Source organism: Methylobacterium amylolyticum (assembly GCF_030700245.1).
Classification (GTDB): Bacteria; Pseudomonadota; Alphaproteobacteria; order Rhizobiales; family Beijerinckiaceae; genus Methylobacterium.
The window spans coordinates 19766-41846 of sequence record NZ_JAUYZI010000012.1; the positions used below are offsets into that span (position 1 = coordinate 19766).

20 protein-coding genes are annotated in these 22081 nt (G+C 72.7%); 7 read left to right on the plus strand and 13 right to left on the minus strand.

Annotated elements, in window-relative coordinates; translation table 11 throughout:
* Positions 1 to 3: 3 nt before the first annotated feature.
* Positions 4 to 987 carry a CorA family divalent cation transporter gene (locus Q8W71_RS10810; RefSeq protein WP_305525367.1) on the minus strand — a complete coding sequence of 328 codons (984 nt, stop codon included), beginning with the start codon at positions 985 to 987 and terminating at the stop codon, positions 4 to 6.
* Between the two features lie 202 nt (positions 988 to 1189).
* On the opposite strand from Q8W71_RS10810, the gene groES reads away from it, so the two are divergent.
* From groES to Q8W71_RS10830, 4 genes are all read left to right on the plus strand, one after another.
* Complete coding sequence (gene groES, locus Q8W71_RS10815) at positions 1190 to 1480, plus strand: co-chaperone GroES (protein WP_305525368.1); 291 nt, start codon at positions 1190 to 1192, stop codon at positions 1478 to 1480.
* A 65-nt stretch (positions 1481 to 1545) separates the two neighbouring features.
* Entirely contained in the window at positions 1546 to 3186 is a 1641-nt protein-coding gene (gene groL / locus Q8W71_RS10820; RefSeq protein ID WP_305525369.1) for a chaperonin GroEL, read from the plus strand.
* Positions 3187 to 3282: 96 nt separating this feature from the next.
* Positions 3283 to 3552, plus strand: a complete 270-nt coding sequence (locus Q8W71_RS10825; RefSeq protein WP_305525370.1) for a BrnT family toxin — start codon at positions 3283 to 3285, stop codon at positions 3550 to 3552.
* Complete coding sequence (locus tag Q8W71_RS10830; RefSeq protein WP_305525371.1) at positions 3534 to 3893, plus strand: helix-turn-helix domain-containing protein; 360 nt, start codon at positions 3534 to 3536, stop codon at positions 3891 to 3893. Before Q8W71_RS10825 ends, Q8W71_RS10830 begins: the two co-directional genes overlap by 19 nt.
* Positions 3894 to 3930: 37 nt before the next feature.
* On the opposite strand, the gene Q8W71_RS10835 is transcribed toward Q8W71_RS10830, so the two are convergent.
* Together Q8W71_RS10835 and Q8W71_RS10840 are read right to left on the minus strand one after the other, a co-directional pair.
* Positions 3931 to 4959, minus strand: a complete 1029-nt coding sequence (locus Q8W71_RS10835; protein WP_305525372.1) for an alpha/beta hydrolase — start codon at positions 4957 to 4959, stop codon at positions 3931 to 3933.
* A 134-nt stretch (positions 4960 to 5093) separates the two neighbouring features.
* On the minus strand, positions 5094 to 6359 hold the full coding sequence (locus Q8W71_RS10840; RefSeq protein WP_370875384.1) for an RsmB/NOP family class I SAM-dependent RNA methyltransferase: 1266 nt from the start codon (positions 6357 to 6359) through the stop codon (positions 5094 to 5096).
* Positions 6360 to 6608: 249 nt separating this feature from the next.
* Between Q8W71_RS10840 and Q8W71_RS10845 the strand changes: the two genes are divergently transcribed.
* Positions 6609 to 6794, plus strand: coding sequence for a hypothetical protein (locus Q8W71_RS10845; protein ID WP_305525373.1), 186 nt, complete (start codon positions 6609 to 6611; stop codon positions 6792 to 6794).
* Between the two features lie 50 nt (positions 6795 to 6844).
* Here the strand turns inward: Q8W71_RS10845 and panE are convergent, their stop codons facing one another.
* The 5 genes from panE to Q8W71_RS10870 all read right to left on the minus strand — a co-directional run bounded on the left by panE (position 6845) and on the right by Q8W71_RS10870 (position 11073).
* Positions 6845 to 7804 (minus strand): 2-dehydropantoate 2-reductase, encoded by a 960-nt coding sequence (gene panE / locus Q8W71_RS10850; protein WP_305525374.1) that lies wholly within the window; start codon positions 7802 to 7804, stop codon positions 6845 to 6847.
* Positions 7805 to 7868: 64 nt separating this feature from the next.
* Positions 7869 to 8276 carry a type II toxin-antitoxin system VapC family toxin gene (locus Q8W71_RS10855; RefSeq protein ID WP_305525375.1) on the minus strand — a complete coding sequence of 136 codons (408 nt, stop codon included), beginning with the start codon at positions 8274 to 8276 and terminating at the stop codon, positions 7869 to 7871.
* Entirely contained in the window at positions 8273 to 8509 is a 237-nt protein-coding gene (locus Q8W71_RS10860) for a hypothetical protein (RefSeq protein ID WP_305525376.1), read from the minus strand. Before Q8W71_RS10860 ends, Q8W71_RS10855 begins: the two co-directional genes overlap by 4 nt.
* Before the next feature lie 16 nt (positions 8510 to 8525).
* Positions 8526 to 10019 carry an IMP dehydrogenase gene (guaB, locus tag Q8W71_RS10865; RefSeq protein ID WP_305525377.1) on the minus strand — a complete coding sequence of 498 codons (1494 nt, stop codon included), beginning with the start codon at positions 10017 to 10019 and terminating at the stop codon, positions 8526 to 8528.
* Positions 10020 to 10182: 163 nt separating this feature from the next.
* Positions 10183 to 11073 (minus strand): DUF3313 domain-containing protein, encoded by an 891-nt coding sequence (locus tag Q8W71_RS10870; RefSeq protein WP_305525378.1) that lies wholly within the window; start codon positions 11071 to 11073, stop codon positions 10183 to 10185.
* A gap of 222 nt (positions 11074 to 11295) precedes the next feature.
* On the opposite strand from Q8W71_RS10870, the gene Q8W71_RS10875 reads away from it, so the two are divergent.
* The gene (locus tag Q8W71_RS10875; protein WP_305525379.1) at positions 11296 to 12717 is read left to right on the plus strand and encodes a DHA2 family efflux MFS transporter permease subunit; all 1422 of its coding nucleotides are present in this window, start codon (positions 11296 to 11298) and stop codon (positions 12715 to 12717) included.
* A gap of 12 nt (positions 12718 to 12729) precedes the next feature.
* Here the strand turns inward: Q8W71_RS10875 and Q8W71_RS10880 are convergent, their stop codons facing one another.
* The 4 genes from Q8W71_RS10880 to Q8W71_RS10895 all read right to left on the minus strand — a co-directional run bounded on the left by Q8W71_RS10880 (position 12730) and on the right by Q8W71_RS10895 (position 16413).
* On the minus strand, positions 12730 to 13248 hold the full coding sequence (locus Q8W71_RS10880) for a DoxX family protein (RefSeq protein WP_305525380.1): 519 nt from the start codon (positions 13246 to 13248) through the stop codon (positions 12730 to 12732).
* A gap of 76 nt (positions 13249 to 13324) precedes the next feature.
* Positions 13325 to 14593 (minus strand): multidrug effflux MFS transporter, encoded by a 1269-nt coding sequence (locus tag Q8W71_RS10885; protein WP_305525381.1) that lies wholly within the window; start codon positions 14591 to 14593, stop codon positions 13325 to 13327.
* 78 nt (positions 14594 to 14671) lie between these two features.
* The gene (locus Q8W71_RS10890; protein WP_305525382.1) at positions 14672 to 15958 is read right to left on the minus strand and encodes an MFS transporter; all 1287 of its coding nucleotides are present in this window, start codon (positions 15956 to 15958) and stop codon (positions 14672 to 14674) included.
* A 26-nt stretch (positions 15959 to 15984) separates the two neighbouring features.
* Complete coding sequence (locus Q8W71_RS10895; RefSeq protein WP_305525383.1) at positions 15985 to 16413, minus strand: MarR family winged helix-turn-helix transcriptional regulator; 429 nt, start codon at positions 16411 to 16413, stop codon at positions 15985 to 15987.
* A gap of 145 nt (positions 16414 to 16558) precedes the next feature.
* Here Q8W71_RS10895 and Q8W71_RS10900 point away from each other — a divergent pair, with 145 nt between their 5' ends.
* Complete coding sequence (locus Q8W71_RS10900; protein WP_305525384.1) at positions 16559 to 21403, plus strand: NAD-glutamate dehydrogenase; 4845 nt, start codon at positions 16559 to 16561, stop codon at positions 21401 to 21403.
* 42 nt (positions 21404 to 21445) lie between these two features.
* On the opposite strand, the gene Q8W71_RS10905 is transcribed toward Q8W71_RS10900, so the two are convergent.
* On the minus strand, positions 21446 to 21919 hold the full coding sequence (locus Q8W71_RS10905) for a Ros/MucR family transcriptional regulator (protein ID WP_305525385.1): 474 nt from the start codon (positions 21917 to 21919) through the stop codon (positions 21446 to 21448).
* Positions 21920 to 22081 lie beyond the last annotated feature (162 nt).

Genomic DNA, 22081 nt, shown 5'->3' on the forward strand with positions numbered 1-22081 from the left:
GCCTCAGAACCAGCCGCGGATCCGGAAGTAGACGATCGGCGCCACCGCGCTCAGCAGGATCAGCCCGAGCGCGTAGGGGTAGCCGTAGGTCCAGTCCAGCTCCGGCATGTTCTTGAAGTTCATGCCGTACATCGACGCGATCAGCGTCGGCGGCACGCCCACCACCGAGACGACGGTGAGCACCCGGAAGACGTTGTTCTGCTCGATGTTGATGAGCCCGAGCGCCGCGTCGAGCAGGAACTGGACGTTCTCGCTCAGGCGGATCTCGAACTCGTCGAGGGAGGCGATGTCGCGGTCGATGGTGTCGAAGCGGCCGTTCTCCGGCAGTCCGAGGGACTCGCAGGAATCGGCCACGAACGGCACGATTCGCTCCAGCCCGAGCAGGCTCGCGCGGATCTTTCCCAGCAGCTTCCCGCGCCGGCCGATGCCGCGCAGGATCCGCCGCAGGGCGAGGTCCCGGCGTCGCGGCGGCGGCGATTCCCCGGACCGGCGCGGGCGGCCGCGCCCGTCGAAATCGAAGATCCGGGTCGACAGGTTGTCGAGGTCGGAGGCCATGTCCTCCAGCGCGTCGGCGAGGCTGTCGACCAGTTCCTCGATCACGATCAGGAAGATTTCCGCCGAGGACGTGGCCCCGGCCTCCGCGGCACGCTCGCGCGCGGACGCGAAGGCGCGCAACTCGTGGAAGCGCACGGTGACGAGATGGTCCCGGGTGAGCTGGAAGCCCAGCGGCATCAGGTGCGAATCGGCCTGCTCGAAGGTGATCATCGGCGTGGACAGCGACAGCCCGCCCTTCAGCCGGCGCAGGCGGCTCGACGTCTCGACCTCGGAGAGCGCCCCGTGGGAGGGCACCCGCAGGCCGGTGACGGCCTCCACGGCGGCGGCCTCCTCCGCCGTCGGGTCGTTCAGGTCGATCCACACCACCCGCGGCGGGATCGGGGCGCCGGGCTCGTACGGCAGCGCGCCCTCCGGTCCGTGCAGGCTCAGCATGCGGGTCGGTCGTCCGGGGCCGGAGGAAAAACGTCATCGCCGCGTCGCGATGGGGTGCGACAGCCTTGACTCGGAACCGGGCCGTAGCTAACTCGCCACCGCCTTTGGCACTCGCCGAGGCAGAGTGCTAACAGCCTCGGCGGGGGCGGCACCGCCGGGCCGCATCAACGCCAAGTCCAGACGTTAAGCAAGAGGGCAGCTCATGAAGTTCCGTCCGCTGCACGACCGCGTGGTCGTCCGTCGCATCGAGAGCGAGGAGAAGACCAAGGGCGGCATCATCATCCCGGACACCGCCAAGGAGAAGCCGCAGGAGGGCGAGATCGTCGCCGTCGGTCCCGGCGCCCGCGACGAGTCCGGCAAGATCAACCCGCTCGACGTGAAGGCCGGCGACCGCGTGCTGTTCGGCAAGTGGTCCGGCACCGAGGTCAAGATCGATGGCCAGGATCTCCTGATCATGAAGGAATCCGACATCATGGGCGTGGTCGCCGCCTGATTTTTTGTCACTTGCCCCTGGAGATCGACCGGTCTCGGGGCTGAACTCAACCAAAAGAGGAAGACATGGCAGCGAAAGACGTTCGTTTCTCCTCCGACGCGCGCGACAAGATGCTCCGCGGCGTCGACATCCTCGCCGATGCGGTGAAGGTGACGCTGGGCCCGAAGGGCCGCAACGTCGTGATCGAGAAGAGCTTCGGCGCCCCGCGCATCACCAAGGACGGCGTCACCGTCGCCAAGGAGATCGAGCTCGCCGACAAGTTCGAGAACATGGGCGCCCAGATGGTGCGCGAAGTGGCCTCGAAGACCAACGACATCGCGGGTGACGGCACCACCACCGCGACCGTGCTCGCCCAGGCGATCGTCCGCGAGGGCGCCAAGTACGTCGCCGCCGGCATCAACCCGATGGACCTGAAGCGCGGCATCGACCTCGCCACGGCGGCCGCGGTGAAGGACATCACCTCGCGCGCCAAGAAGGTCGCCTCGTCGGAAGAGGTCGCTCAGGTCGGCACGATCTCGTCGAACGGCGACACCGAGATCGGCGAGATGATCGCCCACGCGATGCAGAAGGTCGGCAACGAGGGCGTGATCACGGTCGAGGAGGCGAAGACCGCCGAGACCGAGCTCGACGTCGTCGAGGGCATGCAGTTCGACCGCGGCTACCTCTCCCCGTACTTCATCACCAACGCGGAGAAGATGGTCGCCGAGCTCGAGGACCCCTACATCCTCATCCACGAGAAGAAGCTCTCCTCGCTCCAGGCGATGCTCCCGGTCCTCGAGGCCGTGGTGCAGACCGGCAAGCCGCTCCTGATCATCGCCGAGGACATCGAGGGCGAGGCGCTGGCCACGCTCGTCGTGAACAAGCTGCGCGGCGGCCTGAAGGTCGCGGCCGTGAAGGCGCCGGGCTTCGGCGACCGCCGCAAGGCGATGCTCGAGGACATCGCGATCCTCACGAAGGGTCAGATGATCGCCGAGGACCTCGGCATCAAGCTCGAGAACGTGACGCTCCCCATGCTCGGCCGCGCCAAGCGCGTGCGCATCGAGAAGGAGAACACCACGATCATCGACGGCGTCGGCGAGAAGTCCGACATCGAGGGCCGCATCGGGCAGATCAAGGCGCAGATCGAGGAGACCACCTCGGACTACGACCGCGAGAAGCTCCAGGAGCGTCTGGCCAAGCTCGCGGGCGGCGTCGCGGTGATCCGCGTCGGCGGCGCGACCGAGGTCGAGGTCAAGGAGAAGAAGGACCGCGTCGACGACGCCCTCAACGCCACCCGCGCGGCGGTCGAGGAAGGCATCGTCCCCGGCGGCGGCACCGCGCTGCTGCGCGCCAAGAAGGCGGTCGCCGAGGTGAAGTCCGACATCCCGGACGTCCAGGCCGGCATCAAGATCGTGCTGAAGGCCCTTGAGGCCCCGCTCCGCCAGATCGCCCAGAACGCGGGCGTCGAGGGCTCGATCGTGGTCGGCAAGATCACCGACAACACCGGCTCCGAGACCTACGGCTTCAACGCCCAGACCGAGGAGTACGTCGACATGATCCAGGCCGGCATCGTCGATCCGGCCAAGGTCGTGCGCACCGCCCTGCAGGACGCCGCCTCGGTGGCCGGCCTGCTGGTGACGACGGAGGCGATGGTCGCCGACGCCCCGAAGAAGGACAGCCCCGCCCCGGCGATGCCGGGCGGCGGCATGGGCGGCATGGACTTCTGATCCAGCCACCCGTCCGAAGACGAAGGAAGGGGGTCGCCGCGAGGCGGCCCCTTTTCCTGTTTCTGGTGTCTCGCTGCACCGGAACGGCGTTCGCCTATGAATTTCGACTGGGATCCGGGAAAGGAAGGCCGGGTCTTAGCCGAACGGGGCTTTGGGTTCGGCACAGCCGCCCTCATCTTCCGCGACCGGGTCGTGACGTGGCAGGATACGCGGCGGGATTACGGCGAGTTGCGGATGATCGCCGTCGGCCGGACCGACGGACGTTTCTACACCCTCGTCTATACCGACCGCGGCGACACGCGTTGGATCATCACGGCTTGGCCGTCGAATCGGAAGGAACGCGCCCGATGGCACGCATCAGCCTAGCCGAACTGGCGAAGCGTCCGCCTCGCGTGGATCATGCGAAGCTCGATGCGACGACGGAAGAGGATATCCGCCGCTATCAGATCGAGGACGGGTACGATCCCGATGCGGCATTGCCGGAGATCTTCACCGTCACCGAACCGCTGCGCGCCATCAGACGGCGGCTGGGCATCACCCAGGCAGCTATGGCGGCGTTGATCGGCGTGGAGCCAGGGACGCTGCGGAATTGGGAGAAGGGCCGGAGCGCGCCCGATCCGGTGGCGAGCCGCCTCATTGCGATCCTCGCGCGTGAGCCGGAAGCGGCGTTGCGCGTCTTGCAGGTGACGGTCCCGAGCGCGGCCTGAAGCTCCTGGCGATGCCGAGCATCGCGAACACCCTCGATCAAAGAGGACCGGACGACGACCCGCGCAGAAACCCGTGCTGCCGGATCCACGCCAGGAAGAGCCCGGGCCATGCCGCCACGGGCGTGCCGGCCTGGCCGAGGCCGAAGCCGTGGCCGCCGCGCTCGAACAGGTGCAACTCGGCCGGGACCCGCGCCTTGCGGAGGGCTGCGAACATCAGCAGCGGGTGGTCGGCGAGCGCCACGGGATCGTCGAGGGCCTGGGCGAGGAAGGTCGGCGGCGTCTCCGGGCCGACCTGGACGTCGACCGAGTAGGTTCGCATCTCCATGTCGGTCACCTCGTCGCCCACGAGGGCCCTGCGCGTCTCCGTGCGGTCGAACGGCTTCCTCATGGTGATGACGGGATAGATCAGCCCGGCGAGCGTCGGCCGCACCGGCAGGGCGTCGGCGGCATCGACCGGGTCGTAGAGGCCGCGCCCGCCGCCCACCGCCGTCTCGCCCATCAGGTGGCCGCCCGCGGAGAAGCCGAGCACCCCGACGCGCTCAGGGTCCACTCCGAACCGCGCCCCCTGCGCCCGAACCAGCCGGACGGCGCGCTGCGCGTCCTGGCGCGGGGCGTCGGGCCCGGAGCCCCAGCCCTCGGCGGGAAGGCGGTAGACGAGGAGGAAGACGGTGATCCCGGCCGCGTTCAGCACCCGCCCCACCGGCACGCCCTCGTGGCCGAGCGCGATGTAGCCGTAGCCGCCGCCGGCCGCGACGATCACCGCGGCGCCGTTGGGGTTGGCCGGACGCATCGTCAGCAGGCAGGGCCGCGCGACCCGGGTGACCCCGCCGGCCGCGGTCTCGGCGTAGCGGTAGCCGTCCGCGTCGGGCCCGTCGCCGCCGCCGGGCGGCTCGCCGGGCCAGAGGTCGATCACGTCGAGATCGGCGCCCGGCAGGGTGCGCGGCAGGGCGCGCACCGATTCGGTCTCGCCGGCGGGGAGCGGGGATCGCGCCGTCTCGGCCCGGGCCGCCCCGGCGCCGAGAGCCGCGCCGAGCCCGGCGATGACGCGCCTGCGGTCGAGGGACATCGGCGGGCTACCGGGCGGAAGCGCGGCCATGCACCCGCGCGCGCGAACCCGAATCCCGCATGTCCGCCTCCGACCGGCCCGCTCCACAACGCGCGGATGCGCCGGGCCGGTTCCGCGGCCCGCGCTCCGACCGCTCAGGCCCGCTTCTCGAGGACCGCGACGTAGAACCCGTCGGTGCCGGTGCGCAGCGGGCTCATCTGCACGCCGTGCCCGGTGCGGCGCACCGCCTCCGCGAGGGAGGACGGCCCGGCCGCGAGCACCGCCTCGGCGGGCACGGGGGCGAGGGCGCCGCCGGTGCGGGCGAGGAGGCCGGCGACCGCCCCGTCGTTCTCGGCCGGCAGCAGCGAGCAGGTGACGTAGACGATCCGCCCCCCCGGCCGCACCAGCCGCGCCGCCCGGTCGAGCACCGCCGCCTGCTCCGCGAGACGGTTGGCGAGGCTGCCCGGCCGCAGCCGCCATTTCGCGTCGGGGTTGCGCCGCCACGTGCCGGTTCCGGTGCAGGGCGCATCGACCAGCACCCGGTCCACCGTCCCGTCGAGGTCGGCGAGCACGTCCGCCCGCCCCTTGCCGCCGCGGGGCGTGCGCACCTCGGCCTGCGCGCCGGACCGGCGCAGGCGCTCGTGGATCGGGGCGAGCCGGCGGGGATCGCCATCGGTGGCGATCAGCCGGCCGCGATTGCCGGTGGCTGCGGCGAGCGCCAGGGTCTTGCCGCCGCCGCCGGCGCAGAGGTCGACGAGGGTCTCCCCGGGCTCCGGGTCGGCCAGCAGCGCGGCGAGCTGCGAGCCCTCGTCCTGGATCTCGTACCAGCCCTCCAGGAACTCCGCCTCGACATGGAGGGCGGGGCCGCGCCCGTCCGCGCCCACGGGCACGCGCAGGCCGAGCGGCGCGTGCGGGGTGGGCGCCGCGCCGAAGGCTTCGAGGGCCGGCAGGACGGCCTCCCGGGACCCGCGCAGGGCGTTGACGCGCAGGTCCAGCGGCGCGCGGCGCGCGAGCGCGCGCAGTTCCGGGATCAGGTCGTCGCCGAGCGCCGCCGCCAGCTCGGGCAATACGAAGGCCGGCGCGTCCCCTGCGATCTCGGGGGGCGCGCCCTCCAGGGTGGCGGTCTCCAGCCGCGCCCGCTCGTCGTCCGTGAGCGGCGCCGGCGCGAACCGCTCGCCGGAGAACAGGGCGGCGACCGAGGGCGCCGCGAGCCCCTGCTGGAGGCGCAGCGCCCCGATCAGCACCGCGCGGGGCGTCTCCGAGCCCATGATCCAGGCGGCGGACGCCCGGCGCCGCAGCGCGTCGTAGACGAGGCTGGCGATGCCGGCGCGATCGCCCGAGCCGGCGAAGCGGTGGGCGAGGCCCCAGTCCTTCAGGGCGTCGGCGGCCGGGCGTCGGCGGTCGGCGATGTCGGCCAGCACCTCGATGGCGGCGGCGCAGCGGGCGGCGGGGGTCAGGGCGGGCCTCCTTGCAGATTCGATTCACGCTGCCGCGATACGGCCACGCTCGGCCCACGCCGCCGCCGCGATACGGCCGAGCTTCCGGCCGAAACGCGGCCCAGACCCGGGCCCGGCCGGCGCCGCACGCGCGGACCGGCCGCGTGTCGTATCGCATGCCCGCGCGTCGGCGGAACACCGGCCCGCCGGGCATGCCCCGGAGTCCTCCCGTTCATGCCGATCACGAAGCCGCACATGATCCGCGCGACGCTCGCCGGCCTCGCCGCCGCGACGCTCGCCGCCTGCACGACCGCCCCCGCCGCCCCGGACCTCACCCCGCCGCCGCGCCGGCCGGTCGATGCCAAGACCCAGCTCGAATACGGCAGCCCGCCCCCGCCGCCCCCCGGCGCCCGCTACTGATCTTTCGGGACGGCTGAACCGGCGCGCATGCCCGCGCCGGTCCGTGAAGCTCAGGCGTCCTCGCGCGCCCGCCGGGCCTCGTAGGCCTTCAGGCCGGTGTAGACCCGGTCGAGCACCGGCAATCCCGTCTCCGGCGCGAGGCGCCGCCCGCGGGCGATCAGGTCGCCGACGATGTGGTCGGCCTCGATCCGGCCGCGCCCCTCGATGTCGCGCAGCATCGAGGCGGTGAAGGTCGAGCCCTCCGCGGTGAGCTGGGCCAGCGCCCCGGCCGCCACCTTCTCGCGCGGGGCGTGACCGCTCGCGGCGGCGACCGCCGTGCACTCGGCATGGAGCGCCGCGATGAAGTCCCGGCCGCCCGGCGCGGCGACGATGTCGCCGATGGCCGCGCGCATCAGGGTGGTCGCCCCCGCCAGCGTGGCGAGGAACACCCACTTCTCCCACATCTCCTGCACGATCCGGTCGGAGAGCCGGGCCTGGAACGTCGGCGCGGTGCCGTCCGCGCCGCGCATCAGCGCGTCGACCGCCGCGATCCGCGCCGAGCGCGTCCCGTCCCGCTCGCCGTAGGTGATGCTGCACAGCTCGCTCATGTGCCGGATCGTGCCCTCGCGCGTCAGCGTCGCGGCGATGGCACAGGAGCCCCCCAGCACACGCTCCGCCCCGAACCTGGCATCGAGCGCGTCGAGGTGGGACAGGCCGTTCAGGACCGGCAGGATCGCGGTCCCCTCCCCCAGAGCAGGAGCGAGGTCGTCGACGGCCGCGGCGAGGTCGTAGGCCTTGCAGGACAGGAGCACGAGGTCGAAGGCGCCCGCCGCGGCGAGGCGGTCGGCGGTGACGGTCGCCGGGGCGGGCAGGTGCAGGTCGCCGAGCGGGCTCTTTATCGAGAGACCGTCCGCCGCGAGCCGCTCGGCCCGGCCCGGCCGGACCAGAAACGTCACGTCGGCGCCGGCCTCGGCCAGCCGTGCCCCGAAATAGCCCCCGGTCGCCCCGGCCCCGACCACCAGCGTGCGCATCGATACCCCCCGTGCCGTGAAATCTCGTCAGACCGTCCGCGCTCAACGGCTGTGACGACTCCGATCAGGCTTCAAGCAATCGGACGATGTCGGTCCGGCCAGCCAACTTCAATCTTTCCTGAAGCTTGGCATCTGCCGTGACCAGTGTGGCTCCCCATCGTTCGGCGGCGGCGACGTACAAGGCATCGTAGTTCGTGCAACCGATCTCCAACGCGATCTCGATAGCTGAATCGGCGAGATCGCGGGTTGGCAGAAGCTGTACGAGATCCCGTAGGAGGGCCAAGGCCTCGTGCGCGTGATCGACCGTGATGTACCGAGCGCGAATCGCCTTCAGAAGGACCTGTCCTACCTCAGCCAATACATGCTCCGGCGCGATCCGCACGCAATCTTCCTCGACGAGAGCCCGCGCTTGGCTGCTCGATGGCTCATCCAAGAACCATTTCACCGCGACGCTGGCATCGACGACAATCACCGGTTGTCGCGATCGGCCCGGATGAGGGGCGTGCTGTCCGGCAGCGGGCGCCGAAGTGCTTTCGCCTGGATCGCGCGGATTGAAGCCACCGCCTTCTCGGCGGTTAAGACGTTGCGGTCCTCTATGCCGGCTTCACGCCTCCGACGTTCGACGGCTGCCGGGGTGCCGTCCTCGCGCGCGAACTCAAGGACGGGCGTGTGACGCGCCAGCGACCACCAACTCGGCAGGCTCATCAGATGCTCCTCCGATTCACGTCCGCGACGGGTAGTTCGGGCTCTCCCGGGTGATGGTCACGTCGTGCACGTGGCTCTCGCGCAGGCCGGCGTTGGTGATGCGGATGAACTGCGCCCGCTCCTGGAACTCCGGCACGGTCGCGGCGCCGACGTAGCCCATCGCGGCGCGCAGGCCGCCCGCGAGCTGGTGCAGCACCGCGGCGACCGGGCCCTTGTAGGGCACCTGCCCCTCGATGCCCTCCGGCACGAGCTTGTGGGTGTCGCTCACCTCCGCTTGGAAGTAGCGGTCGGCCGAGCCGCGGGCCATCGCGCCGACCGAACCCATGCCCCGGTACGACTTGTAGGAGCGGCCCTGGTACAGGAAGACCTCGCCCGGGGCCTCGTCGGTGCCGGCGAGCAGCGAGCCGAGCATCGCCACGGAGGCGCCGGCTGCGATGGCCTTTGCGAGGTCGCCCGAGTACTTGATGCCGCCGTCGGCGATCACCGGCACGTCGGCCTCGGCGGCCGCCTCGACCGCCTCCATCAGGGCGGTGAGCTGGGGCACGCCGACGCCCGCGACGATGCGGGTGGTGCAGATCGAGCCGGGGCCGATGCCGACCTTGATCGCGTCGGCGCCCGCGTCGATGAGCGCCTGGGCGCCCTCCCGCGTCGCCACGTTGCCGGCCACCACCTGCACGGCGTTCGAGAGCTGCTTCACCCGCGCCACCGCGTCGAGCACCTTGATCGAGTGGCCGTGGGCGGTGTCCACGACGATCACGTCGCAGCCGGCATCGATCAGGCGCTCGGCCCGCTCGAAGCCGCCGTCGCCGGTGGTGGTCGCCGCCGCCACCCGCAGCCGCCCCTGCTCGTCCTTGACGGCGTTCGGGTAGGCGACGCGCTTCTCGATGTCCTTGACGGTGATCAGGCCGATGCAGCGGTAGTGGTCGTCGACGACGAGCAGCTTCTCGATCCGGAACTGGTGCAGCAGGCGCTTGGCCTCGTCCTGGGTCACGCCCTCGCGCACCGTGATCAGCCGGTCGCGGGTCATCAGCTCGGCCACGGGCTGCCCCGGATTGGTGGCGAAGCGCACGTCGCGGTTGGTGAGGATGCCGACGAGCTTGCCCCGGTGGCCGTTGGGGCCGCGCTCCACCACCGGGATGCCGGAGATGCGGTTGGCCTTCATCACCTCGAAGGCGTCGGCCAGGGTCTCGTCCGGGTGGATGGTGATCGGGTTCATCACCATGCCCGACTCGTACTTCTTGACGAGGCGGACCTGCTCGGCCTGTTGCGGCGGTTCGAGGTTGCGGTGGATGACACCGAGCCCGCCGTTGGCGGCCATGGCGATCGCCATCGGCGCCTCGGTGACGGTGTCCATCGCCGAGGCCAGGATCGGCAGGTTGAGGGCGATCGAGCGGGTGAGCCGCGTGGCGACGTTCACGTCGGTCGGCATCACCGACGAGGCCGCCGGCCTCAGCAGAACGTCGTCGAACGTCAGGCCCTCGATGATCGACGCGGAACGAACTCGGGCCATGTGCCAACGGTCCTCGAAGGGCCGGCGCGGGTCTGCGCCGGGGGAGCGGGTTGGCACGTGCCAGTATCACGCCCCCCGCGGCCGCGCCAAGGCGAGGATGCCGCGCCGCAACAGGAAACCGCGCATGGCTGCCCCCCGGCCCGCGCCGGGGGTGCAGGGCGGCTCAGCGCGTCAGGCCGGACCGCGGTCCCTTGTCGGTGAACTCGGGCGGCAGGCCGATATAGTCGCCGATGATCCCGTCGATGCCGGGCGCGCGGCCGAAAGCCTCGCAGTCCGGGTCGAGCGGGGCCTCGCCGAGCACCGTGACGCGGATGCGGTCCCAGGTCGGCAGGAAGTTCGGCGCGGTGAACGGGTCGTCGCCGGTGGCGAGCAGGTAGCCGAAATCCTGCCCGAACTCGCCCGCGAGGTCGTAGGCATCGCTGGCGCGGGAGAAGCGCGGCTGGCTGGTGAAGGAGTTGGCCGCGCCGCCCCAGACCATGGCCGCGCGCTGCTCGCGGCGCCGGTCCAGCGCCTCGGCCTCGACGGTCAGGCTGCCGAGGCCGATCGGAACCCGCGGGATCGGGATGCGGCCGATGCCCTCGGCGAAGCCGACGCCGATCTGCGAGGCCACCGTCACCGCCGCCGAGCCGGCGATCGTCGCCCCGGCGCCGAGCAGGTCGGTGGTGTCGACGCGGGTGACCTGGGCGCGCACCGTCAGGTCCGCGTCGCGGCTCGTGACGATGTCGTACCTCAGGGACAGGTCGTAGCACAGCGCCCGGTCGGCGGCGTTGGCGACGATGCGCCGCTCCTGCGGCGTCAGCGGGCCGGCCCCCGCGACGGTGGCGGGGAAGGCGGTCGGGATGATGCGAACCGTCCGCACCCGGCCGAGCGCCGGCTTGTCGACGTAGAGCCGCGACTCGGACGCGATGGCGGTGCTGCGGTTCAGGCGGTCGTAGCGCGTCAGCGATCCGGTCTCGTTGATGAGCACCGTGCCGCAGGCCGCGACCGTCGAAAGCATGGCCGCGGCGGCCGCGATACGCAACGCGGTACGACGCTTGGCTCGGCTGACTTGCATCCGCTCTCTCATTGCGCCGGCCGCCGTCCGGTGCGGACGGGCACGGCGCTGGTCACGTAGGCTCAGCTTAGCCGCAGCACCATGGGTGCGATAGCGTCCGGCCCCGGCCCGGGTGCAACCCGCCGCCGCCTGTGGCGCGCCGGATACATTCGGGAAACGCGGCGATGGGAATGCCGCGACCACCGCGCGCAACCCTGCGACGCGCCGCGCGTCTCCTGCCCGATGTCCACACCCGCCCCCAGGCCGTCCCGGATCGTCCCCCTCACCGTCGCGACCGCGCTGTTCATGGAGAACACCGACTCGACGGTAATCGCCACGGCGCTGCCGAGCATCGCGGCGAGCCTGCACGACGACCCGATCGCCCTGAAGCTCGCGCTGACCGCCTACCTCGTCAGCCTCGCGATCTTCATTCCCGTGAGCGGCTGGATGGCCGACCGGTTCGGGGCCCGCACCGTGTTCCGGGCGGCTTTGTGCGTGTTCATGGCCGGCTCGCTGGCCTGCGCGGCGGCGGACGGGCTGGCGTGGTTCGTCGCCGCGCGCTTCGTGCAGGGGATGGGCGGGGCGATGATGACGCCGGTCGGGCGCCTCGTGCTGCTGCGGAGCGTGCCGAAGGCGCAACTCGTCACCGCCCTCTCCTACCTGACGCTGCCGGCGCTGATCGGCCCGGTGATCGGGCCCCCGCTCGGCGGGCTGATCACCACCGCCCTGGACTGGCGCTGGATCTTCTTCATCAACCTGCCGATCGGCCTGGTCGGGCTCGTCCTGTCAAGCCTGTACTTCGAGAACCTGCGCGAGCCGGAGCGGCCGCCCCTCGACTTCGCCGGCTTCCTGCTCCTCGGCCCCGGCCTCGCCGCGCTGATGCTCGGCTTCGCCTCGACCGGGCGGCACCTGCTGCCGGAGGCGGTCGCCTGGAGCTGCCTCGCCGGCGGCGCCGCGCTGCTGGCATTGTACGTCGTCCACGCCCGGCGGACCGCGCACCCGCTGGTGCGCCTCGACCTGATGCGGCACCCGACCTTCCGGGCCGCCGTGCTCGGCGGCTCGCTGTTCCGGATCGGCACCGGGGCGATCCCGTTCCTGCTGCCGCTCATGCTCCAGGTCGGCTTCGGCCTCGACGCCCTGCGCTCGGGGCTGATCACCTTCGCGGCCGCGGCGGGGGCGATGCTCGTGAAGGCGCTGGCCCCGTCGATCCTGCGGCGGCTCGGCTTCCGCACGGTCATGGTGTCGAACGCGGTGCTGGCTTCCGCTTTCCTCGCGGTGAACGGGCTGTTCACCGCCCAGACGCCGCACTGGCTGATGGTGCTGCTGCTGTTCGTGGGCGGCTGCCTGCGCTCGGTGCAGTTCACCTGCGTCAACGCCATCGCCTACGCCGACCTGGAGCGGCGCGAGATCAGCGCCGGGACGAGCTTCGCCAGCGTCTGCCAGCAGCTCTCGCTGAGCCTCGGGGTGACGCTCGGCGCCCTGGCGCTGGAGGGGGTCGCGAGCCTGCACGGGCGGACGGCGATCGAGGCCGCGGATTTCGGGCCGGCCTTCTTCGCGGTGGCGGTGATCTCGGCGCTGGCCGTCCTTCCGTTCCGGCGGCTGTCGCCGGAGGCGGGGGCCGAGGTCTCGGGCCGGATGCCGCGGGCGGCGTCCGGCAAACCCTGACGGCGCGGCGCCTCAGGCCGCGGCCCGCGCCGGCCCCCGCCCCCCGGCGCGCTGGCCGCCGGGTTTCGCCGCGCCCTTGGCGGGGGCCGGCCGCGCCGCCGGACGGGCGGGGACCGGCGCACCGCCCGCGCGCCAGCCCTGCCAGCTCCAGGCGCCCGGGCCGGCGAGCGCGTAGATCAGGAACCCGCCGGCCAGCCCGAGATCGGCCAGCATCAGCGTGCGCTCGGCGACCAGCGCCGGTCCCTTGAACTGCCAGAACGGGTGCAGCAGCAGGGCGGTGGCCGCGGCGAAGCCGGCGAGCGCGACGCCGGTGATCCGCGGCAGCACGCCGAGAACCAGCGCCAGCGGCCCGAACACCTGCACCACCACGGCCGCGGTCGCGGCCGCGTTCGGGAACGGCACGCCGGCCCCGGCGAGCGTCAGGGCGAAGCCCGAGACGTTCAGCGCCCGCAGGATCCCGGTCGGCAGCAGGGCGGCGGCGAGCAGCAGGCGCGCGGCGAGCAGCGTGCCGTCCTGGGTGCGGGCGAACATGGTGGGTTCCGGTGCGCGCGAGTGGTCGGGCCAACCTCGCGGCATCGGTTGAACGCGCCGTTAAGCGCGACCAGAATCAGGTGGACACGCTGCGGAACAGGCGGCCGCGCTCGGTCCAGGCGACCACCGCGAGCGCGAGGGCGCCGAGGCCGGCATAGCCGAGCCCGATCGGCAGCACCGTCCCGTCGAAGGACTGGCCGATCAGGAAGCCCGAGGCGGCGCCGAGCGTCGTGGTGTAGAAGCCGAGGAACGACGAGGCCGTGCCGGCGATGGCGCCCAGCGGCTCCAGCGCCAGGGCGTTGAAGTTCGGCATCGCGAAGCTGATCAGGAATTGGTTCAGGGCGAGCACGCCGAGGAACAGGGCGAGCGGCGGCCGCCCGTCGTAGGCGAGGCCGATCGCCACCTGCGCGAGCCCGACCGCGGTGAAGGCGGCCACCCCCGCATGCGACAGCGGGCGCATCCCGAAGCGGCGCACCACCCGGGCGTTGATCAGGGTCGCCGCGCCCATGGCCCCGGCGACCACCCCGAAGGCCACGGGGAACAGGGCGCCGAGCCGGTACAGGCCGGTGTCGAACACCTGCTGGGCCGAGCCGACATAGCCCATGATGCAGCCGGTCATCAGGCCGAGCGCCGTGGCGTAGCCGACCGCCACCCGGTTCGCGAGCGTCACCCGCACCGCCTGCGCCGTCGCGCGGACCGAGAGCGGCCGGCGGTACTCGGGGTGCAGGGTCTCCGGCATCCGCCAGCCGAACCAGAGGGTCAGCCAGAAGGCCAGCACCAGCATCGAGACGAACACGTAGACCCAGGAGCCCAGCGCCAGCATCATCCCGCCGATCGCCGGGGCGACCATCGGCACGATCAGGAACACCATCATGATCAGCGACATCACGCTCGCCATCTCGCGCCCGGCGAAGCGGTCGCGCACGATCGCGGTGGACAGCACCCGCCCGCCCGCGGCGCCGATCCCCTGGATCACCCGCGCGGCGAGCAGCCAGCCGAAGCTCGGGGCGAGCATGGCCAGCACGCAGCCCGCCACGTAGACCGCGAGGCTCGCAAGTAGCACCGGGCGCCGCCCCAGCGCGTCCGAGAACGGCCCGTAGACGATCTGCGCCGCCCCGAAGCCGATCATGTAGACGTAGACGAGGAGTTGCAGCCGGTTCGGGTCCTCCACCGCGAACCGCGCCTCGATCGCCGGGAAGGCGGGGAGCAGGTTGTCGATCGAGATGGCGGTGACCGCCATCATCAGGGCGACGATGGCGACGAACTCGGTGAAGCCGGGCCCGACCCAGGGGCGCGCGGCCCGGAGGTCGTGGCGCCCCGGCGGGGGCGGTGTCGCGATGGTCACGGGGCGGTCTCGGAGGGACGGGAGGGGACACCTCGGGCACCCCCTACCTAAGCCCTCCCCGCCCGCTTGCGGCGCAGCTCAGGCCGGCAGCGGGCGCAACGCCGGCGCGTCGCGGTCGCGGCCGACGAACAGCGCCATCAGCGCCGCGACGAGGCAGAGCAGGCCGGCCGCGACGAAGGCGCCGAGATAGGTCCCCGTCTCGGTGCGGGCGACCCCCGCGAGCCACGCCGCCGAGGCGGCGCCGACTTGGTGGGCGGCCGCGATCCAGCCGAACATCAGGGCGGCGTTCTCCTCGCCGAACGCCTTGCCGGCGAGATTCACGGTCGGCGGCACGGTGGCGATCCAGTCGAGGCCGTAGAACACCGCGAACAGGGACAGCCCGTAGAAGCTGAAGTCGAAGGAGTAGGGCAGGAAGATCAGCGACAGGCCGCGCAGGCCGTAATACCACGCGAGCAGCTTGCGGGCGTCGAACCGGTCGGTGAGCCAGCCCGAGGCGGTGGTGCCGATGAGGTCGCAGATCCCCATCAGCGCGAGCAGCCCGGCCGCCGCCACCTGCGGGATGCCGTGGTCGAAGCAGGCCGGGATCAGGTGGGTGCCGATCAGCCCGTTGGTCGAGGCGCCGCAGATGAAGAAGGTGCCGCCGAGCAGCCAGAAGTCGCGCGAGCGCAGGCCCATGGCCAGTCCGCGCAGGGCGCGCTTGGCCGGGTTCTCGGTCAGCACCGGCGCCGGCTGCACCGTGTCCTCGCCGTAGCGCGGCAGGCCGAGATCGGCGGGGCGGTCCCGCAGCAGCAGCGCGACGAGGGGCACCAGCGCCAGGGTCACGGCGGCGACCACCAGCGACACGGTGCGCCAGCCCTGATCGGTGGCGAGGTGGGCGAGGATCGGCAGGAACACGAGCTGGCCGGTCGCGCTGCTGGCGGTCAGGAGCCCGACCACCAGCCCGCGGCGCGTCCCGAACCAGCGCCCGGCCACCGTCGCGCCAAGCACGGTCGCGACCATGCCCGAGCCCGACCCGACCACGATGCCCCAGAGCAGCACCATCTGCCACGGGGCGGTCATCAGGCTGGTCGCGGCGGTGCCGACCGCCAGCACCAGCAGCGCGCCGCAGACCGACAGGCGCAGGCCGAAGCGCTCGATGATCGCCACCGCGAACGGCCCGATCATGCCGTAGAGGAAGATGTTGACGGCGATGCCGACGCTGACGGTGGCCGCCGACCAGCCGAACTCGTGCTCCCACGGCACGATCATCACGCCGGGCGTCGCGCGCACGCCCGCCCCGACGAGGAGGACGAGGAAGGTCACGGCGACGATGATCCAGGCGTAGTGCACGCGCCCGGGGGGACGGCTCTCGGCGACGGCGGACATGGGGGATCTCCGGTCGGTGGTGTCTGTCACGGGGCGGTCAGCGCGTCGGCGAGCGCCGCGACCGCGGCGGGTTCGACGCGGCGGGCGATGTCGGCCTGCGCGGTGCGCCAGTGCGGCAGGGCGGCGGCGATGGCGGCGCGGCCCGCATCGGTGAGGGCGACGACCCGCTCGCGCCCGTCATCCGCGCCGACCGCGACGCGCACGAGGCCGCGCCGCTCCAGCGGATCGAGGTTGCGGCCCATGGTCGTGCGCTCCAGGGCGGCCTCGGCGGCGAGCCGGGTCACCGGCATCGGCCCCAGCCGGTCGAGAAGGCGCAGGACCGCGAACTGGGTGACGCGCAGGCCCACGGGCTTGAGCGCGTCGTCGTAGGCGGCGGTGACGGCCCGGGCCGCCCGGCGCAGGGCCGCGCAGGTGCAGGGCTCCCGCGCCGCGATCTCGATGCTCTCACCCGACATGAAGCGTGTATATGCACGTTTCGGCCCGTTGCCAAGCGGGTGACGGTTCGCGCCGATCGATGCGCGGAACGCGGGGGCCGTCATCGACACGCGGCGATGCTCCGCTAACCATCACCCCGTCCGGTAACCCGGTTCGGGGGGAAACATGACGCTCGAGACTGCCACCGCCCTGTCCTCCTCGGAGGAGAAGACGGCCCGCACGGGGCTCATCGAGGCGGCGGCGGAGACGATGTCGCGCGAGGGCGGTCCCGGCGGCTTCGTGCGCGACCTGCTGGGACGCGTGCCGCCGGAGGATCTCGCACCCTACGCCGCCGGGGCGCTGGCCGCCCTCGCCCGCGACGCCCGGGCCGTCCTGGCCGAGCCGCGGCGGCCGGGCGACCCGGCGCGGGTCCGGCTGCACGAGGCGACCGTGGAGCGCGGGGGCCGGTCGCGCGAGATCACCGTGGTCGAGGTGGTCAACGACAACCGGCCGTTCCTGCTCGATTCGACGCTGACCGAACTCACCGCCCAGGGCCTGACGCCCGATCTCGTCGCCCACCCGATCCTCGGCGTCGAGCGCGACGCCGACGGCGCGCTGGTCCGGGTGGTCGGCGAGACCACGGCGGAGGCGCACGGCAGCTTCGCCCGCGAGAGCTTCCTGCACATCCATCTCGACCGGGTGGAGGGCGAGGCCCGGAAGCTCCTGGAGGCCGGGCTCGCCCAGGTCTACCACGACGTCGCGCTGGCGAACGACGATGCGGAGGCGATGCGCGCCCGCCTCGCGGACCTGTCCCAGGGGCTCGGCCGGACCGCCTCGTCGCTGCCCGAGGCCGAGACGGCGGAGGCGCGCGCCTTCCTCGACTGGCTGGTGGACGGCCACTTCACCCTGCTCGGCATGCGCGAGCACGGCATCGAGGGCGAGACGCATCCGCTGGTCGAGGGGTCGAGCCTCGGCGTGCTGCGCGATCCCGGGGCGGCCGTCCTGCGCCGCGGCCGGACGCTGGTCGACTACACCCCCGAGATCCTCGCCTTCCTGGAGGAGCCGCAGGCGCTCATCATCACCAAGGCCAGCGTCAAGTCGCGGGTGCACCGGGCCGGCTACCTCGACTATGTCGGGATCAAGCTGTTCTCGCCCGCCGGCAAGCTGTCCGGCGAGGTGCGGCTGGTGGGCCTGTTCACGGCCTCCGCCTACGCGAGCCCCGCCCGCGAGGTGCCGATCCTGCGTCGCAAGGTCGAGGCGGTGGCCACCCGGGCCGGGCTCGACCCGACGAGCCACGCCGGCCGCAGCCTGCTCGCGGTGCTGGAGACCTACCCGCGCGACGAGCTGTTCCAGATCGACCTCGACCGGCTCACCCGGTTCACCCTGGCCATCGCCAGCCTCGCCGACCGGCCGCGCATCCGGGTGCTGTCCCGGCCCGACCGGTTCGGCCGCTTCGTCTCGCTGCTCGTCTACGTGCCGAAGGACCGCTACGATTCGACCGTGCGCGCCCGCATCGGCGCCTACCTCGCCGAGGCCTACGGCGGCCACCTGTCGGCGGCCTACCCGGACTTCCCCGAGGGGCCGCTGGCGCGGACCCACTACATCGTCGGCCTGTCCGAGGAGGGCGTGACCGAGCGCGACCCCGCCGCGCTGGAGGCCGGGATCGCGGGCATCGTGCGCACCTGGGCCGACGGGCTGCGGGCGGCCCTGGCCGAGCGCGGCGACGGAGCCCGCGCCCGGGCGCTCGCCGCGCGCTACGCCGAGGCGTTCTCCGCCGCCTACCGCGACAACTTTCACCCCGATGTCGCGGTCGCCGACGTCGCGATCCTCGAACGCCTGGGCGCCGCGAGCCCGCGCGCCGTCGAGATCGGCCGCCGCGACACCGATCCGGCGAACCAGATCCGCCTCAAGGCCTTCTCGCGCGGGGTCTCGATCGCCCTGTCGGACCGGGTGCCGGCCCTGGAGAACCTGGGCTTCCGGGTGATCAACGAGCGGACCTACCGGGTGCTGCCCCCGGGCGCCGACGAGGCGGACCGGGTCTGGCTGCACGACATGCTGCTGGAGCGGGCGACGGGGGCGCCGATCGACCTCGCCGGCACGGCCGCGCCCCTGGAGGCGGCGATGCTCGCGATCGCCGACGGCCTCGCCGAGTCCGACGGCTACAACCGCCTCGTGCTGGAGGCCGGGCTGCCCTGGCGCGAGGCCGCGCTGCTGCGGGCGCTCGGCCGCTACCTGCGCCAGCTCCGCATCCGCTACGGGCAGGACTACATCGCCGGCACGCTGGCCCGGCACGCGGAGATCGCCCGGGGCCTCGTCGCCCTGTTCCGCGCCCGATTCGACCCGGCCGCGTCGGGCGACCGGGCGGCGGCGGAGGCCGCGGTGCGGGCCGAGATCGAGGCGGCGCTCGCGGGCGTCACCAGCCTCGACGACGACCGGATCCTGCGCCGCTACGTCAACCTCGTCGAGGCGGCGCTGCGCACGAACTTCTACCAGCAGGCGGAGGACGGCGGCCCGCGCGGGACGATCAGCTTCAAGTTCGCCTGCGCGAAGGTGTCGGGCATGCCGCTGCCGCGGCCGCTGTTCGAGATCTTCGTCTACTCGCCCCGCGTCGAGGGCGTGCACCTGCGCTTCGGCTACGTCGCCCGCGGCGGCCTGCGCTGGTCCGACCGGCCGGAGGATTTCCGCACCGAGATCCTGGGCCTGGTCAAGGCCCAGCAGGTGAAGAACGCGGTGATCGTCCCCGTGGGCGCCAAGGGCGGGTTCTTCCCCAAGCGCCTGCCGCCGGCCTCGGACCGCGCCGCCTGGATGGCGGAGGGCACCGAGAGCTACCGGATCTTCATCCGCACCCTCCTGGAGCTGACCGACAACATCGTCGACGGGGCGATCCGGCCGCCGCCGGACACCGTCCGCCACGACCCCGCCGACGCCTACCTCGTGGTCGCCGCCGACAAGGGCACCGCGACCTTCTCGGACGTGGCCAACGCCCTGTCGATCGAGCGCGGCCACTGGCTCGGCGACGCCTTCGCCTCCGGCGGCAGCCAGGGCTACGACCACAAGGGCATGGGCATCACCGCCCGCGGCGCGTGGGAGGCGGTGAAGCGCCACTTCCGCGAGATCGACCTCGACACGCAGTCCGATCCGTTCACCGTCGTCGGCGTCGGCGACATGTCCGGCGACGTGTTCGGCAACGGCATGCTGCTGTCCCCGACCATCCGGCTGCTGGCGGCCTTCGACCACCGCGACATCTTCCTCGACCCGAACCCGGACGCCGCGACGAGCTTCGCCGAGCGGCAGCGGCTGTTCGACCTCGGCCGCTCCTCCTGGGCGGATTACGACACGGGCCTGATCTCGCCCGGCGGCGGCGTGTTCTCCCGGTCGCTCAAGACGATCCCGCTCTCGGCCGAAATGCGCGCGGCGCTCGGCTTCGACCGGACCGAGGCGACGCCGGCCGAGCTGATGCAGGCGATCCTCAAGGCGCCCGCCGACCTGCTCTGGTTCGGCGGCATCGGCACCTACATCCGCGCCACCACCGAGACCGACGACGACGCGGGCGACCGGGCCAACGACGCCGTGCGCATCACCGCGCCGGAACTGCGCGCCAAGGTGATCGGCGAGGGCGCCAATCTCGGCCTGACCCAGCGCGGGCGGATCGAGGCCGCGCGCTCGGGCGTCCGGCTGAATACGGATGCCATCGACAACTCGGCCGGCGTGAACACCTCGGACGTGGAGGTGAACATCAAGGTCGCCCTGATGGAGCCGGAGCGCGACGGGCGCCTCAGCTACGACGCGCGCAACGCGCTGCTCGCCGAGATGACCGACGAGGTCGGCCACCTCGTCCTGCGCAACAACGAATTGCAGACGCTGTCCCTGTCGCTCGCCCTGCGCGGCGGGCTCGGCGAGACCGGCTTCGCGATGCGGACCATGCAGGCCCTGGAGGCCGCGGGCCGCCTCGACCGCGCGGTGGAGTTCCTGCCCGACGACGCGGTCCTCGCCGAGCGCATGCGCCGCGGCGAGGGGCTGACCCGGCCGGAATACGCGGTGCTGCTCGCCTACGCCAAGCTGGCGCTGCACGACGGCATCCTCGACAGCGCCGTGCCGAACGACCCGTACTTCGATCGGGAATTGCAGCGCTACTTCCCGAAGGCGTTGCGCGAGCGCTTCCCCGACGCGGTGAAGGGCCACCGGCTGCGCCGGGAGATCATCGCGACCGCGCTCGCCAACATCATCGTCAACCGCGGCGGGCCCTCCCTGGTCACGCGGCTGGTCGACGGCACCGGGGCGGACGCGGCGGCCATCGCCAAGGCCTACGCCGTGACCCGGGACGCGTTCGGGCTGATGGAGTTGAATCTCGCCATCGACGGGCTCAGCGGGCGGATCGGCGGACAGGCGCAGCTCGGCCTCTACGCGGAGGTGCAGGAGCTGCTCGCCAACCGCATCGTCTGGTTCATCCGCAACCTCGACCTCTCGGGCGGGCTGGCACCGATCGTCGCCCGGTATCGGGACGGCGTCGCGGCGGTGGAGGCGGCGCTGCCGCGGGTGCTCGGCGAGGAGGCCCGCGAGGCGATCGCCGCCCGGGAGGCGGAGCTGACCGGGCTCGGCATGGACCCGGCGCGCGCCCGGCGGCTCGCCTCGCTCACCGCCCTGGTCTCGGCCCCGGACATCGTGCGCGTCGCCGAGATCAGCGGCCGACCGGTCGAGGAGGTGGCGGCGACCCACTTCGCCCTGGAGCACGCCTTCCGCCTCGACGACCTCGCCGCCGCGGCGCGCACCGTCGCGGTCGCCGACACGTTCGACCGGGTCGCTCTGGAACGGGCGGTGGCGGGGATCGCGACCGCCCACCGCAAGCTCACCGCGGAGGTGGTGGCCGACCTCGGCGCCGGCCCCGAGGCGGTGGAGGCGTGGGCCAAGGCGCGCGGCGCGCCGCTCGCCCGCATCCGCGACGCGGTGGACGCCATCGCGGCCTCGGGCCTCACGGTCTCGAAGGCGACCGTGGCGGCCAGCCTGCTCGGCGACCTCGTGCGCGCGGCCTGACCCGGCCGCGCCGCCCCAATCCGCCGCCGACGCAGCGGGGCCCTACCGGCCGCGCCGCGCGGCCGGAGGCTTCGACCCGGCCGGCTCGACGATGGCTGCGGGCTCGCGATGCCGAAGGCCGAGGCCGAGGCTGCGGGCGAGTTCGGAGCGCTGGGCGGAGTAGGCGGCGGCGGTCATCGGGTAGTCGCGGGGCAGACCCCACTTCTCCCGGTAGGCCTCCGGCGTCAGGCCGCGGAGCGTCAAGTGCCGCCGCAGCGTCTTGTACGGCTTGCCGTCCTCGAAGCTGACGAGGTGATCCGGGGTGATCGACCTGCGGACCTGCGTCGGCGTCGCCCGGGCGGCCGTGCCCGGCTCGGCCGCGGGGCGGGCGGTGAGCCCGGCGAGGCTCGCATGCACGTTCGCGAGCAGGGACGGCAACTCGGGGGCCTGGACCCGGTTGCTGGCGACGTAAGCGCAGACGATGCGAACCGCGCAGTCCGCCCTATGGCCCGCCGCCGGCTTCGTATTCCCGTCCATGCCGAACCTCCGGTTGCGTCGTTCGCGACCGAAGATCAGGCGACGGGATTCGCGAACATCTGTCGTTTCTACCAGAAGCCGGTCGCGATCTCAATCTTGACGGCGAATTGGGCCATGGCGCCGTCCGCCAATACATGCAACCGCAGGTATTCGGTCGTGCAA

What these genes read in the sequence shown, in the direction of transcription:
- Q8W71_RS10845 (WP_305525373.1), top strand. Translation starts at nt 6,609, where the DNA reads ATGCCGATCACGAAGCCGCACATGATCCGCGCGACGCTCGCCGGCCTC.
- Q8W71_RS10810 (WP_305525367.1), bottom strand. Translation starts at nt 987, where the DNA reads ATGCTGAGCCTGCACGGACCGGAGGGCGCGCTGCCGTACGAGCCCGGC.
- Q8W71_RS10830 (WP_305525371.1), top strand. Translation starts at nt 3,534, where the DNA reads ATGGCACGCATCAGCCTAGCCGAACTGGCGAAGCGTCCGCCTCGCGTG.
- Q8W71_RS10900 (WP_305525384.1), top strand. Translation starts at nt 16,559, where the DNA reads ATGACGCTCGAGACTGCCACCGCCCTGTCCTCCTCGGAGGAGAAGACG.
- Q8W71_RS10825 (WP_305525370.1), top strand. Translation starts at nt 3,283, where the DNA reads ATGAATTTCGACTGGGATCCGGGAAAGGAAGGCCGGGTCTTAGCCGAA.
- Q8W71_RS10895 (WP_305525383.1), bottom strand. Translation starts at nt 16,413, where the DNA reads ATGTCGGGTGAGAGCATCGAGATCGCGGCGCGGGAGCCCTGCACCTGC.
- Q8W71_RS10870 (WP_305525378.1), bottom strand. Translation starts at nt 11,073, where the DNA reads ATGCAAGTCAGCCGAGCCAAGCGTCGTACCGCGTTGCGTATCGCGGCC.
- Q8W71_RS10880 (WP_305525380.1), bottom strand. Translation starts at nt 13,248, where the DNA reads ATGTTCGCCCGCACCCAGGACGGCACGCTGCTCGCCGCGCGCCTGCTG.
- groL (WP_305525369.1), top strand. Translation starts at nt 1,546, where the DNA reads ATGGCAGCGAAAGACGTTCGTTTCTCCTCCGACGCGCGCGACAAGATG.
- Q8W71_RS10905 (WP_305525385.1), bottom strand. Translation starts at nt 21,919, where the DNA reads ATGGACGGGAATACGAAGCCGGCGGCGGGCCATAGGGCGGACTGCGCG.
- panE (WP_305525374.1), bottom strand. Translation starts at nt 7,804, where the DNA reads ATGCGCACGCTGGTGGTCGGGGCCGGGGCGACCGGGGGCTATTTCGGG.
- guaB (WP_305525377.1), bottom strand. Translation starts at nt 10,019, where the DNA reads ATGGCCCGAGTTCGTTCCGCGTCGATCATCGAGGGCCTGACGTTCGAC.
- Q8W71_RS10860 (WP_305525376.1), bottom strand. Translation starts at nt 8,509, where the DNA reads ATGAGCCTGCCGAGTTGGTGGTCGCTGGCGCGTCACACGCCCGTCCTT.
- Q8W71_RS10890 (WP_305525382.1), bottom strand. Translation starts at nt 15,958, where the DNA reads ATGTCCGCCGTCGCCGAGAGCCGTCCCCCCGGGCGCGTGCACTACGCC.
- Q8W71_RS10875 (WP_305525379.1), top strand. Translation starts at nt 11,296, where the DNA reads ATGTCCACACCCGCCCCCAGGCCGTCCCGGATCGTCCCCCTCACCGTC.
- Q8W71_RS10835 (WP_305525372.1), bottom strand. Translation starts at nt 4,959, where the DNA reads ATGTCCCTCGACCGCAGGCGCGTCATCGCCGGGCTCGGCGCGGCTCTC.
- groES (WP_305525368.1), top strand. Translation starts at nt 1,190, where the DNA reads ATGAAGTTCCGTCCGCTGCACGACCGCGTGGTCGTCCGTCGCATCGAG.